12 protein-coding genes are annotated in these 13,383 nt (G+C 63.3%); 2 read left to right on the forward strand and 10 right to left on the reverse strand.

Annotated features, from left to right (window positions below; genetic code table 11):
* Nucleotides 1–36 precede the first annotated feature (36 nt).
* The 5 genes from I6L36_RS19210 to I6L36_RS19230 all read right to left on the reverse strand — a co-directional run bounded on the left by I6L36_RS19210 (nucleotide 37) and on the right by I6L36_RS19230 (nucleotide 6,550).
* A complete protein-coding gene (locus tag I6L36_RS19210; protein WP_039039328.1) occupies nucleotides 37–1,380 on the reverse strand; it encodes an APC family permease in 1,344 nt (447 codons plus the stop codon).
* Between the two features lie 470 nt (nucleotides 1,381–1,850).
* Nucleotides 1,851–3,194 carry an APC family permease gene (locus tag I6L36_RS19215; RefSeq protein WP_109112431.1) on the reverse strand — a complete coding sequence of 448 codons (1,344 nt, stop codon included), beginning with the start codon at nucleotides 3,192–3,194 and terminating at the stop codon, nucleotides 1,851–1,853.
* Nucleotides 3,194–3,331 carry a hypothetical protein gene (locus I6L36_RS19220; protein ID WP_164882979.1) on the reverse strand — a complete coding sequence of 46 codons (138 nt, stop codon included), beginning with the start codon at nucleotides 3,329–3,331 and terminating at the stop codon, nucleotides 3,194–3,196. The genes I6L36_RS19215 and I6L36_RS19220 overlap by 1 nt, the downstream gene beginning before the upstream one ends.
* A gap of 233 nt (nucleotides 3,332–3,564) precedes the next feature.
* Entirely contained in the window at nucleotides 3,565–4,854 is a 1,290-nt protein-coding gene (gabT, locus tag I6L36_RS19225; protein WP_109112432.1) for a 4-aminobutyrate--2-oxoglutarate transaminase, read from the reverse strand.
* A gap of 232 nt (nucleotides 4,855–5,086) precedes the next feature.
* Entirely contained in the window at nucleotides 5,087–6,550 is a 1,464-nt protein-coding gene (locus I6L36_RS19230; protein WP_109112434.1) for an NAD-dependent succinate-semialdehyde dehydrogenase, read from the reverse strand.
* A gap of 309 nt (nucleotides 6,551–6,859) precedes the next feature.
* Here I6L36_RS19230 and puuR point away from each other — a divergent pair, with 309 nt between their 5' ends.
* Both puuR and I6L36_RS19240 read left to right on the forward strand, forming a co-directional pair.
* Nucleotides 6,860–7,468, forward strand: a complete 609-nt coding sequence (puuR, locus tag I6L36_RS19235; protein ID WP_029314011.1) for an HTH-type transcriptional regulator PuuR — start codon at nucleotides 6,860–6,862, stop codon at nucleotides 7,466–7,468.
* Between the two features lie 49 nt (nucleotides 7,469–7,517).
* Complete coding sequence (locus tag I6L36_RS19240; protein WP_216986790.1) at nucleotides 7,518–8,795, forward strand: FAD-binding oxidoreductase; 1,278 nt, start codon at nucleotides 7,518–7,520, stop codon at nucleotides 8,793–8,795.
* A gap of 96 nt (nucleotides 8,796–8,891) precedes the next feature.
* Here the strand turns inward: I6L36_RS19240 and I6L36_RS19245 are convergent, their stop codons facing one another.
* From I6L36_RS19245 to I6L36_RS19265, 5 genes are all read right to left on the reverse strand, one after another.
* A complete protein-coding gene (locus I6L36_RS19245; protein ID WP_041213311.1) occupies nucleotides 8,892–10,091 on the reverse strand; it encodes a transporter in 1,200 nt (399 codons plus the stop codon).
* A 62-nt stretch (nucleotides 10,092–10,153) separates the two neighbouring features.
* Entirely contained in the window at nucleotides 10,154–10,813 is a 660-nt protein-coding gene (locus I6L36_RS19250) for a hypothetical protein (RefSeq protein WP_069651683.1), read from the reverse strand.
* A gap of 7 nt (nucleotides 10,814–10,820) precedes the next feature.
* Complete coding sequence (locus I6L36_RS19255) at nucleotides 10,821–11,498, reverse strand: C39 family peptidase (RefSeq protein ID WP_039039335.1); 678 nt, start codon at nucleotides 11,496–11,498, stop codon at nucleotides 10,821–10,823.
* Nucleotides 11,499–11,550: 52 nt separating this feature from the next.
* On the reverse strand, nucleotides 11,551–12,510 hold the full coding sequence (locus I6L36_RS19260; RefSeq protein ID WP_081331937.1) for a hypothetical protein: 960 nt from the start codon (nucleotides 12,508–12,510) through the stop codon (nucleotides 11,551–11,553).
* 187 nt (nucleotides 12,511–12,697) lie between these two features.
* Nucleotides 12,698–13,276, reverse strand: a complete 579-nt coding sequence (locus I6L36_RS19265; RefSeq protein WP_223924172.1) for a hypothetical protein — start codon at nucleotides 13,274–13,276, stop codon at nucleotides 12,698–12,700.
* Nucleotides 13,277–13,383: the final 107 nt, after the last annotated feature.

Below are 13,383 nucleotides of genomic sequence, written 5' to 3' on the forward strand. Positions count from 1 at the left end.
CATGGGCTCCCCTTCTGTTTGGGCGTGTGTGCCGCCTTACTGGCCGTCGGCCGCTTCCTCGTACTGACGGAAGGGGATGCGGAACACGGCGAGGCGCAGGAAGAGGTAGGTGACCCCGATCCCCGCCCAGATGAGGCCAAGCTCCAGGGAGCTCTGCTCCAGGTTGATCCAGAGGGCGCCGATGGTGGCGGCCCCCAGCAGCGGCAGCACCAGGAACAGCAGGTGCTCCTTGAGGCTCTTGTTGCGCTTCTCGCGCACCCAGAACTGGCCGATCACCGAGAGGTTGACGAAGGTGAATGCCACCAGGGCGCCGAAGTTCACCAGGGCCAGGGCCATGTCCAGATCGAAGGAGACCGCGGAGAGGGCCAGGGCCCCCACCAGCAGCACGTTGATGGCCGGGGTGCGCCAGGTGGGGTGGATATAGCCGAACACCCGCTCCGGGATCATGCGATCGCGACCCATCACGTAGAGGATGCGCGACACGCCGGCGTGGGCCGCCATGCCGGAGGCGAGCACGGCCGCGGTGGTGCACACCAGCACCACGCTCTGGAACAGGGTGCCACCCACGTAGAGGGCGATCTCCGGCAGCACGGCGTCCGGCTCCTTGAAGCGGGCCAGATCCGGGAAGAAGAGCTGCAGGCTGTAGGAGACGGTGACGAAGATGATGCCGCCGATGAGGGCCGTCAGCACGATGGCACGGGGGATCACCTTGCCGGCATTCGGGGTCTCTTCGGAGAGGGAGCTCAGGCCGTCGAAGCCCAGGAACGAGAAGCAGAGGATGGTGGCGCCGGTGAACAGCGGCAGCATGCTGGCAGACTCCACATGGAACGGACGGCTGCTCATCAGGGTGCCGGCCCCTTCACCGTGACTCAGGCCCCAGGCGATGAGGCCGAGGAAGGTGACGATGATGGCGATCTGGATGAAGACGATGAAGCCGTTGAGGTTCGCCACCAGCTTGATGCCGCGCAGGTTCAGGAAGGTCATCACGGTCACCAGACCGAAGATGAAGATCCAGGGCTCCACGGTGGGGAACATGGCGGTCAGGTAGATCTTGGCCAGCAGGATGTTGATCATCGGCATGAACATGTAGTCCAGCAGGGAAGACCAGCCCACCATGAAGCCCACATAGGGGTGAAACACCTTCTGGGCATAGGTGTAGGCGGAGCCTGCGGACGGGAAGCGGCGCACCAGGTGGCCGTAGCTGAACGCGGTCAGCAGGATGCCGCCGAGCGCCAGCAGGTAGGCGGTGGCCACGCGACCATCCGTGATGTCACCGACGATGGCGAAGGTATCGAATACCGCCATGGGCGTGAGGTAAGCCAGACCCATCACCACGACCTGGAACAGGGTGAGGGTCTTGAGCAGCTTGGCACCGGCCATCACGCTTTCTCCTCTGCACAGGCCCCGTGGGCGAGATGGGACGGGATCAGGGACGCGGGAACGCGTCGCTGGACACAGGGGGCGCCCATCTGTGGCACAGATGCGTGGCGCACGCCGGCGGGGACCGGCAGGAAAGCAGTGAAATGCCCCATGTTTTTCCTCACAACGTCGGGAGATTGCTTGGCAATCTGGGTATCAATTCCGGCACATGGCCGGCCTCTTGGTGAATGGTGGTGTGCCCCAGAAAAGCAAAGAACCGATGTTGTTGAAACATCGGCTCTCAAGGGGCGCCGTATTGTGCCCTCAGGGGGGGGAGGAGACAAGCGAAAAAGGCCGCCAGCGGGGAATTTGTTCCCCCCGTGAGCGATCACTTCACTACCGCTGCCGGAAAGTCGATGACAACCTTGTCATCAGCTGGCGCCCTGCTTTGCCGCCATGTGAAACCGGCGCCCTGGGGGCGCCGGTTTCGCTCAGGAGGCGTCCTGCTCGGGGCGGCCGAGGCGGACCCGGAACACGGTGAGGCGCAGCAGCAGGTAGATGGCACCGAGGGCGGCCCAGATCAGCCCCAGCTCGAAGGAGGCGGGCTCCAGGTTGAGCCAGAGCACCCCGATGCAGGCGGCGCCGCACAGGGGCAGGGCGAGGAACAGCAGGTGATCCTTCAGGGTCTTGTTGTGACCCAGCCTGAGATAGAAGTGGGCAATCACCGCCAGGTTGACGAAGGTGAAGGCCACCAGGGCGCCGAAGTTGATGAGCGCCAGCGCCATCTCCAGATCGAAGGCCACCGCCGAGAGGGCCAGCATGCCCACCAGCAGCACGTTGAGAGCCGGGGTCTGCCAGGTGGGGTGGATGTAGCCGAAGACGCGGCTCGGCAGGGCGCGATCCCGGCCCATCACGTAGAGCAGGCGCGATACCCCGGCGTGGGAGGCGAGCCCCGAGGCGAGCACCGCCACCGTGGTGCAGACCAGCACCACCGCCTGGAACAGCTTGCCGCCCACATAGAGGGCGATCTCCGGCAGCACCGCATCCGGCTGCTGGAAGCGGGAGATGTCCGGGAAGAAGAGCTGCAGGAAGTAGGAGACGGAGATGAAGAGCACGCCGCCGATGAGGGCGGTGAGCACGATGGCCCGGGGGATCACCCGATCCGCGTTCGGGGTCTCCTCCGACAGGGTGGTGATGGCGTCAAACCCGAGGAACGACAGGCAGAGGATGGAGGCGCCGGTCAGCAGGGGATTGATGTGCATCTGCTCGGAGAAGAAGGGGCGGCTGCTCGCCACCGTGCCGAGCCCCTCGCCGTGGCTCACGCCCCAGGCGATGAGGCCGATGAAGACGGCGATGATGCTGAACTGCATGATGACGGTCAGGCTGTTGAAGTTCGCCACCAGCTTGATGCCCCGCAGGTTCAGGAAGGTCATGACGGCGGCCAGGGCCAGGATGTAGGTCCAGGGGGCCACGCCGGGGAAGAGGGCCTCCATGTAGATCTTGGCCAGCAGCATGTTGATCATGGGCATGAACATGTAGTCGAGCAGGGAGACCCAGCCCACCATGAAACCCACATAGGGGTGGAACACCTTCTGGGCATAGGTGTAGGCGGAGCCTGCCGAGGGGAACTTGCGCACCAGGTGGCCGTAGCTCATGGCGGTGAACAGCATGCCGATGAGGGCGAGCAGGTAGGCGGTCGGCACATGACCTTCGGTGATCTCGGTGACGATGCCGAAGGTGTCGAACACCGCCATGGGGGTGAGATAGGCCAGCCCCATGATGACCACGTGCCAGAGTTTCAGGCTTTTTTTCAGACCGGCGGGGTGCGGGTGCATCAGGCGATCCCCCGCAGGCTGGCTGACGGGATCAGGCTGACGGTGAGGTCATCCTGCACGGTGGGGGCGCCAGTCCGGGATGCGGACGGATGGCGCAGACCGGCGCGGGCCGGCAGGAAAGCGATGATATGCCCCATGGAGTTCCTCACTAAGAAGCGGGTGTCGTGAGATGGCGTGCCACCTCGTTATCATTTCCGGTCTGTTCCGGCCTCGTTATGGATTTGTTTGGCGCAAAAAAAGAACCGGGCTCCGATGAGCGGACGGTCCTTGAATACGGCGGCGCATTGTGCATTCGTGATGCCCCCTTGACAAGCATATCAAGGGAGCAAAAACGCATTTTTTTGCACGTGGGCGAACGCGGTCTTCCGGATCAGGCCAGGGAGGCGGACAGGGCCTGCTCCAGCAGGTCCAGCCCCTCGTCGACGATGGCTGCCGGGGCGGTCAGAGGGGCGAGGAAACGGATCACGTTGCCACGCACGCCGCAGGCCAGCAGCACCAGCCCCCGCTTGCCCGCCTCGGCCACCAACCGCTTGGTGAGATCCGGGTCCGGTCTGGCGGCATCCCCCTCCTTCACCAGCTCCATGGCCACCATGGCGCCGGGGCCGCGGATGTTGCCGATGCAGTCAAACCGTGTCGCCAGCTGGTGCAGGCGTGCCTTGATCTGCTCCCCCTGGGCCAGGGCCTTCTGGTTCAGGCGCTCCTCCTCGATCACCTCCAGCACCGCCAGGGCGGCGGCGCAGGCGATGGGGGAGCCCGCATAGGTTCCCCCCAGGCCACCGGGCTTGGCGGCGTTCATCACCTCGCTTTTGCCCACCACGGCAGAGAGCGGGAAGCCGCCGGCCAGGCTCTTGGCGAGCGTCATGATGTCGGGTTCGACACCGCTGTATTCGGTGGCGAAGGTCTTGCCGGTGCGACAGAAACCGGTCTGGATCTCGTCGCAGATGAGCAGGATGCCGTGCTGATCGCAGATCTTGCGCAAGGCCTGCAGGAAGCTGGCGGAGGCGGGGTAGAAGCCCCCTTCCCCCTGCACCGGCTCGATGATGATGGCGGCCACCCGGGTGGGTTCGATGTCGGCGCTGAAGCAGAGATCCAGCGCGGCCAGGGCATCGTCTTCACTCACTCCCAGGTAGTCGGCGGGGAAGGGGAGGTGATAGACCTCCCCCGGGAAGGGGCCGAAGCCGGTCTTGTAGGGCACCACCTTGCCGGTGAGGGCCATGCCCATCATGGTGCGGCCGTGGAAGCCCCCCTTGAAGGCTATGGTGCCGCTGCGACCGGTGTGGGCGCGGGCGATCTTGATGGCGTTCTCCACCGCTTCGGCGCCGGTGGAGAGGAAGAGGGTGCGCTTGGGGGTGGGGCCGGGCACCAGGGCATTCAATTTTTCCGCCAGCTCGATATAGCCGGGGTAGGGGGTGACCTGGAAGCAGGTGTGGCTGAACTTCTCGAGCTGCTCGCGCACCGCCGCCACCACCTTGGGGTGGTTGTGGCCGGTGTTGAGCACGGCGATGCCGGAGGCAAAATCGATGTAGCGGTTGCCTTCCACGTCCCACAGCTCGGCGTTGTGCGCCCGGTCGATGAAGACCGGCAGCAGGGTGCCGACCCCCTGGACCACGGCCGCTTCGCGGCGGGCCTGCCACTGCTGGTTGTTGCTTGAATGACTCATCTTTCCTCCCTGAGGGGCATGGGCCCCCGCTGTTCCTGTGCCATTTGGCCATATGTGAGCCGCCAACTGCCCTCGGGCAGGGCGGCCTGTTCGCAAAAGGGGGCCCCGGGTGTGCCCTCAGGGCCCACAAGGCGCTCGGTCGTGACCGGCGACCCCCTCTTTCTATCTGTAAAAGCGATAGGCTGCGTCATAACGCATCTGTTTTAACGATGCGATAGCCCTTTCATTTCCCTCAGCGAATGCCGCCAAAGCAGAGGTATTTGGTCTCCAGGTACTCCTCCAGCCCTTCGGCCGCCCCTTCCCGGCCCAGTCCCGACTCCTTGATCCCGCCAAAGGGGGCCAGTTCGGTAGAGATGATCCCCTCGTTGATCCCCACCATGCCGTATTCGAGCCCCTCGGCCACTCGCCACACCCGGGCGATGTCGCGGCCATAGAAGTAGGCGGCCAGGCCATAGGGGGTGTCGTTGGCAAGCGCAATGGCCTCGGCTTCCGTCTCGAAGCGCACCAGAGGGGCGACGGGCCCGAAGATCTCCTCGTCCAGAATGGGGTTGCCCCGGGTGACCTCGGTCAGGATGGTGGGGTGATAGAAGAGGGGACCGGCGGGGTGGGCGTCGCCCCCCACCAGCACCCGGGCACCGGCGGCGACCGATTGCTGCACCAGCTCGGCCACCTTGCTGGCGGCGGCCGGGTTGATGAGGGGCCCGATCTGGACACCCTCGCCCATGCCGTCCCCCACCTTGAAGGCCTTGACCGCGGCGGCGAGCTTCTCGGCGAAGGCGTCGTAGACGCTGGCCTGCACCAGGATGCGGTTGGCGCAGACGCAGGTCTGGCCGGCGTTGCGGTATTTGGACGCCAGGGCCCCGGCCACGGCGGCGTCGAGGTCGGCGTCGTCAAAGACGATGAAGGGGGCGTTGCCGCCAAGCTCCAGGGAGAGGCGCTTCATGGTGTCGGCGCACTGGCGCATCAGCAGTTTGCCGATGCGGGTGGAGCCGGTGAAGGAGAGCTTGCGCACCACGGGGTTGCTGCACAGCTCGTTGCCCACCGCGCTCGCCTGATGGGAGGTGACGATGTTGATGACCCCGGCGGGAATGCCCGCCTGCTCCGCCAGTACCGCCAGCGCCAGGGCGCAGAGGGGCGTTTCGGCGGCGGGCTTGATGACGATGGTACAACCGGCGGCCAGCGCCGGACCCGCCTTGCGGGTGATCATGGCGATGGGGAAGTTCCAGGGGGTGATGGCGGCCACGACCCCCACCGGCTGCTTGATGGTGGCCAGGCGCCGATCGGCGGAGAAGCCGGGGATGGTGCGGCCATAGGCACGTTTGCCCTCTTCCGCGAACCACTGGATGAAGCTGGCGCCGTAGGCCACCTCTCCTTTGGCTTCCGCCAGCGGCTTGCCCTGCTCGCAGGTCATGATGCGGGCGAGCTCCTCCTGGTTGGCCATGATGCGCTCGAACCAGGCGTAGAGTTTGCTGCTGCGCTCCTTGGCGGTGAGGGCCGCCCAGGCGGGTTGCGCCGCGTGGGCGGCCGCGATGGCGAGGCGGGTATCCTCCCCGTCCATGTCGGGCACCTGGGTGATGACCTGGCCGGTGGCCGGGTTCAGGACCTCGAACCGGCGCCCGCCCAGGGACTCGCACCAGCGGCCGTCGACATAGGCCAGGGATTTGATCAGGGAGAGAGCAGGTTGTGATGCTGACATAAGTAAGGGGCCTCGATAGTGGGTCTGGGTGGCGCGTTTATGTGGGCACCGCCGTATAGAATAATAAGCACGTAATGACCATAAAATGAGCCGAAATGTTTTTCAAGTGTTAAATATATTTGAGTGAACTGGGCGTCACATGCTAGAAATGGGGCTGTTAGCGCGATTGTAGCGGTTTTCATTGCGCAGGGTGTGCAAAATAATGAACGCTCTGGGTTGTGCAGGATAGTGAACGGGGCTGACGTTCCTGACTCACTATATTGACCAGTCGGCCCCAGGTATTCGAATGACCATGGAAGGAGGTGGGCGATGGAGCAATCCCGTGGCGAGGTCCGGTGGCGGACCATGACGGACAACCCCCTGGCGGAGCACGAGAGAAACATGGGGGAGCGGCTTGCCCGGATCCGCAGGGAGCTTGGGCTCTCCCAGCGCCGGGTGGCGGAGCTGAGCGGCCTGACCCACGGCGCCATCTGCATGATAGAGCAGAACAAGGTGAGCCCCTCGGTGGCCTCCCTGCAAAAGCTGCTGAGCGTCTACGAGCTGCCGTTGTCGCGCTTCTTCGCCGAAGAGGAGGTGGCGAGCACGCCCAGCGTGGTGATCAAGGCGGAGCAGCTCATCGAGCTCGGCAGCCAGGGGGTCTCCATGAAGCTGGTGCACAACGGCAACAATCGGCGCCAGCTCGGCTTCATGCTGGAGACCTATGCCCCCGGCACCGACACCGGCGGCGTGGTGAAGCATCAGGGGGAGGAGGTGGGCACCGTGCTGGAAGGGTCGGTGTTGCTGACCCTGGCCGGCCAGACCTATGAACTGTGCGCCGGGGACAGCTATGTCATCGACACCGGCGAGCCCCACAGTTTCAGCAATCCCTCGGGGCAGGTCTGCCGCATCGTCAGCGCCCACACCCCGGCCAGCTTTTAATGTGAACAACCCGTTGTGTTGGAAACGAACCGGTAAGGAAACAGGGATCATGACCGAACATGTAAAGAGTTACTACGCAGCCAGTGCCAACAAACACGCGGCCTATCCCACGCTCACCGAGCAGCTGGAGTGCGACGTCTGCGTCATAGGCGCAGGCTACACCGGCCTCTCCAGTGCGCTGCATCTGGTGGAGAAGGGGTACAAGGTGGTGGTGCTGGAGGCGGCCAGGGTCGGCTTTGGCGCCAGCGGCCGCAACGGCGGCCAGATCGTCAACTCCTACAGCCGCGACATCGACACCATCGAAGCGAACTGCCCGCCGGATCAGGCCAGGCTGCTCGGCTCCATGCTGTTTGAGGGGGGCCAGATCATCCGCGAGCGGATCAAACGCTACAACATCCAGTGCGATCTGCAGGAGGGCGGGGTCTTTGCCGCCGAGACCGAGAAGCAGCTTCACGAGCTCAAGGCGCAGAAGGCGCGCTGGGAGAAGTGGGGCAACGACCAGCTGGAGCTGCTCGATGCCGACGGGGTGCGCGAGGTGGTCGCGAGCGATCGCTACGTCGGCGCCCTGCTGGACAAGAGCGGCGGCCATATTCACCCTCTCAATCTGGCGCTGGGGGAGGCGGAAGCCATCCGCATGCAGGGGGGGCTTATCTTCGAGCAGTCCGCCGTCACCAGCATTACTCCGGGTCAGCCGGCGTTGGTCAAGACCGCCAAAGGGGCGGTGAAGGCACGCTTTATCGTGGTGGCCGGCAACGCCTACCTCGGCAATCTGGTGCCGGAACTGGCCAGCAAGAGCATGCCTTGCGGCACCCAGGTGATCGCCACCGAAGTGCTGGGAGAGGAGCGGGCCCGTTCACTCTTGCCACAGAACTACTGTCTGGAGGATTGCAACTACCTGCTCGACTACTACCGCACCTCCGGCGATCACCGGCTCATCTATGGCGGCGGCGTGGTCTACGGGGCGCGGGATCCGGCGGACATCGAGCGGCTGATCATCCCCAAGATGCTCAAGACTTTCCCGCAGCTGGCCGACGTCAAGGTGGAGTACACCTGGACCGGCAACTTCCTGCTCACCCTGTCGCGCCTGCCGCAGTTTGGCCGCATCGGTCACAACATCTACTACATGCAGGGCTACAGCGGCCACGGCGTCACCTGTACCCATCTGGCGGGCAAGCTGCTCTCCGAGGTGCTGAGCGGTCAGGCGGAGCGCTTCGATGCGTTCGCCAGGCTGCCGCACTACCCCTTCCCGGGTGGCCGCCTGCTGCGCATCCCCTTCACCGCCGCCGGCGCCGCCTGGTACACCCTGCGCGATCGCCTGGGGGTGTGATGTCACCGATGGCCCGCCAGGCTGGCTGGCGACAACAAGAAGAGGGAGGCGTTATGCCTCCCTCGTTTTTTGTCGTCAACCTGCCCGGGCACGGGGCTAGAAGCGGTAGGGGAAGCGGATCCCGATGGTGTAGTCCGGTGCATCCGTGGTGAGCCCGGCAGACCAGTTGACCGCCATGGAGAGGTTGTCGGTGATGGCCCAGGTCGACCCCATGCCAAAGCTGGCGGCGTTGGCATCGGAGCCGGTGACCTTCTCCATGGCAAAGCCTTCGGACCCCTGCTCGGACTCCATGGTGACGCGCTGGTTGATGTTGAAGGAGAGGCTGAAGCGTTCGTTGAGGGCGAATGCGACCCCCAGGCCATATTCATACCAGTCCCCCAGCTGGATGCTGCCGGGCTGGTTGCCGGGCTGGTAGGAGATATCGTCAAAGTCCTGCTTGAGGCTGTGACCATAGTTGAGGCTGGCAAACAGGATGGCGGGATCCATGGTCTTGACCAGGGAGAAGCCGGTGGAGAGCTGCCAGAGCCCGTTGCCGGTGGCGAGCTCCTTGGGGGTCACCAGGTTGCCCGATTCCGAGGTGTTGATCTCGATGCCGTAAGGATCCTTGCCGGTCGGCGCCTTGGCCCGGAAGTTCCACACCAGATCCGGCCAATCCTCGCTCTCGGCCATGACCCTGTAGTAGATGGCGAGGCTGAGATCCCCCAGACCGCCATCGCTGACGCTCTGCTCCTCGAAGTCGCGGCTGGAGTTCTCCTTGCCGGTGCTCTGGTAGTTGGTGTTGCGGAACATGTAGGGGAGGGCCAGCTCCAGTTGCCAGCGATCGTTGAGGGTGTAGCGGGTGATGACATCCGCCGTCCACTGATCGGAGCGCACCCGATCCAGGTTGATTTCGCCAAGGAAGATGGCGTCCAGGGCGAGGAAGCCGCGCAGGGCGAGATCCTTGCGGTTGTAGTGCTGATAGGAGAGGCCCACATCGACGGTCAGGGCGCGGTCGAACACATTGTGCTGTTCGATCATCAGGTCTTCGGTACTGCGGCCGACCTCCGGCGTGCGCCGTGAGGCGTCCTGCTGGGTGGAGGCGACGGCGGCCCCGGCTCCGACCCCGGCGGTTGCCGTCGTGGCACCGGCTGCCTTGACGGCCTCCAGGCGAGCCTGGAGCTGATGAAGGGCCTGGTTTTGCTGGATCAGTTGCTGGCGCAGGAGATCCAGCTGTTGTTGCAGGGCCTCCTCCTCGGCCGTGGCCCCCCAGCAGGCGAAGGGGGCGAGGGCAATCAACAGCATGCGAGACTGTTTCATCGGGATACGTCCTTGTTGTTTATCATCCTTTCTGATGGTTCAGCCCCCGGGCTCACCGGTGCTCAGCGCGAAAACCAGATGCGGGTCTGATTGAGCGTCTGCAAACCGTCCCCTCTGACCTTGTTGAACTGCAGCAGCCCCCGGCTGAAGTCGGTACCGCGCAGGCTCTGCTCCAGCAGGACCCGGCCGTCGGAAGAGTGTAGTTGCAAGCCGGCATAATTCCCTGAGACCCGATAGGTGGCGGTGCCAAGATCGCCCTGATGCTCGTAGCTGCCCGCCTGAACCAGGTGTCCCGTCATAGTGGGGGTGGTCAGTTCAATACCGGTCTGGTTGACCGAGCTGTTGCCACTCCCCTCCAGTTGAACGACCTGCACCAGCCCGGCCCCCTGCACCTGGGTCTCCTTGGCGGGCGTGGCCGCGGGCTTGACCTCATCCTTGACGCGCACATCCAGCTTGGGTTTGTTTTGCACAATGCTCAGCGCCAGGTTCATGGCCGCCGTCTGCTGGGCCTGGGCCGTGGTCAGTGACGAGATGAACTCGATGCCGAAGTAGCTGATGCCATGGCTGCTGACATAGCGGCCGCGCAGGTGGGCCAGCTCCCCGTCCGCCAGTTCGGGCGCAAAGTGGTCTGACAGATGGGCCAGCGGGTCCGGTGCTGCCAGCAGCGGAGAGGCGATGCCACCCAGGCTGCAGAGGAGGCATAGGGCGGGTCGGGTATTCATGATGACCTCACATTAGCTCTTTGTGCTGAAAACCGAATTCCAGCAGGGATGTTTCATTGACCGGGGCGAAGAGCCCATCCTTGCCTCTGACAGAGAGCGGGGGAGAGGGGTTGGCAAGGGGGGCATCGGGACGATAGCCCGCGCCGATGACGGCGAGGAGGATGCCGTTCCAGCTCTCCTTGAACTCCTTGAACGTGATCACCCGGTTGCCGAGGGCCGGGTCTGCCAGATAGACGCGATCGTGGCGATCGATGGCCCGCAGCACGGCAAAGTGCTGATAGCCGCGAATGTTGAGCAGGACGATGGTGGGCACCCTCACCTGGCGCAGTTTTTCATCGCCCAGTCGATACCCTCTGACCCGCATGCCGAGCATTTGCAGGTACTGCTTCATGTCGAGCATGGAGAAGCCGTAGTGCTTGACCTGCTCCGGGTCTGCCATGGCAAGCATGCCATCCATGACCCAGCGTTCATTGGTTGCATGGCCGTAGGCGTAGCGCAAGATGGTGGCGACGGCGGCGGCCCCGCAGCTGAAATCCGTATGTTGGCGCTCGATGTTGGCGTACCGACGCTCCAGAATGCTCTGCACCGGTTTGTTGAGATCCCCCAGCGCCGGGAGATGCTCCCCCAGTGGCACCGAGCCCGCCCAGACGGCAGGACAGCACAGCAACAGCAACAGCCAGCGCATTCAGACCTCCAGTGTCAGGGAAAAAGGGGGCACTGGGCCCCCTCGCATCGACTTACTTGGCAAACCCTGCGGCCAGCGAGAGATTGTTCGCTTGCAGGTTGTTGGTCCCCGAGGAGACGTTCACCCCGATGTTGCCCACGGCACCGTTGAAGGCGCCGCCATCGATGGTTGCCCGGTTGAAGGTTTCGCGGCTGGTGTAGGTGTTGACCACGGGAATATACCCGACGGCGTACCCACTGAGCTTGATGTCACCCTCTTCCTTGAACTCGAACTTGCCATCATCTTTCGGGTTGTTGTTGCCGTACCTGTCGTTGTCATTGTCGTGGTCATGTCCTTTCTTGACATCATGACCGGTACCGCCCCCCTCGTAATCGCCCCAAGCCTTGAGACCGAGGAACACACCCGCCTTGTCAACCGTCTTGGTTGCACTCAGGCTTTGGTTTTCGGTCATGTTCTTGGAGACGCTCTGGCTGTTGGCCACGGTGGCCACGGCCATGTTGCCGGTGGACACGGAGGCTGCCATGTTGTTGGCCTGGACGTTACCCGAGCCCGAGGTCACGTTGACCCCGATGTTGCCTGCGGCATCCTTGAAGGCCCCATCGCCCACACCGGCCTTGTTCTGATGGCCGTGATTGGTCGTCCAGTTGTTGCTGGCGCTCTGGGTGGAGAAGACCTCGGCATCCGACGATCCGCCAGGGGCGCCATGTTGTTGTTGACCACGACCCATGATGAACTCGGCATCGACCTCATCATAGGCGGCCAGGGAAGCGCTGTTGCCCTGTACGTTGGAGTCACCGGCTGCGACGTTGGCGCCGATGTTACCGGATGCACCCTTGAACGAGCCGTCGATCTTGCTCGTGTTCTCCGTTCTTGTATTGGCGGTGCCTATCATGGAACTGGACTGCTGGTTGTCCACGACGGCCATGCCGAGTTTGTTGACGTTGATGTAGCCGCCGACATTGACCCTGCCTTCGTATTCCACATCGACTTCTGCCTTGACCTTCTTGGTCAAGGTTGCCCCTGTCTCATCTCTGTCACCGCGGTAATCGGCGGATGCAGTGCCCGACATGGCCATGATGACCGCGGCGGCTAATGAGCTATAAATAAGTCCACGCATAATGAGTCTCTCCATTGAACTTTCAGCGGAAGATATGCCCATCGGCTGATACCCCCGGGCCTGGCTTCCTATCCCTGCGGCATCATGGGGATGCCGTTACTGCGCCAGCCAGGGGCAGGGAAACCATGTTGACTGACTGGTTTCCCTGTCCCGTGACCTGGTTCACCTGAATGACCCCCTTGCTGCCCGTGAGGGCGGTGTCATCCAGATAGATGCTGGTAGTGGTGTTGGCGGGGGGCTTTCCCCCTGGGGTCTTCGCGACGCTGGAGCTGAGATTGATGTCGGTCACGACACCCAGGCCGCTGTCATCGAGGGACAGGGCGAAGGCGTTCAGTTGCTGGTTGCCCTCACCCGCCCCCTGATTGATGCCGACCAGTCCCCGGTTCTGGCTCAGGGCCGAGCCCAGGATGGCGACGCTCTGGCTGCCGTTCAGATTGGTGGTGGATTGATTCAGCTGACCAAATTGAATGACGGCCGGACCCGAAATGGCGATGGCGGCAAGATTGCCTTGTTGGTTGTTATTGCCGGCAACCATATTGACGCCCATGGAACCACGAATATTGCTCAATGCCTGAGCACCGAGATCGACCCGGTTTTGTGCCATTGAGGGGGTGGCAAATGCCAGAAAAGGAAATGCTGCCAATGCAATATATATTTTCATGTTCTGTCTCCATATGCCAGGAGGGCTTATTGGAGAGAGCAACGACCATGCCAATTTACAACCATATGATTTTTAGTTGTTTTTTATTTGATATAATTGTTTTTACG

The organism is Aeromonas sp. FDAARGOS 1406 (assembly GCF_019048565.1).
In the GTDB taxonomy this organism is placed as follows: Bacteria; Pseudomonadota; Gammaproteobacteria; order Enterobacterales; family Aeromonadaceae; genus Aeromonas; species Aeromonas caviae.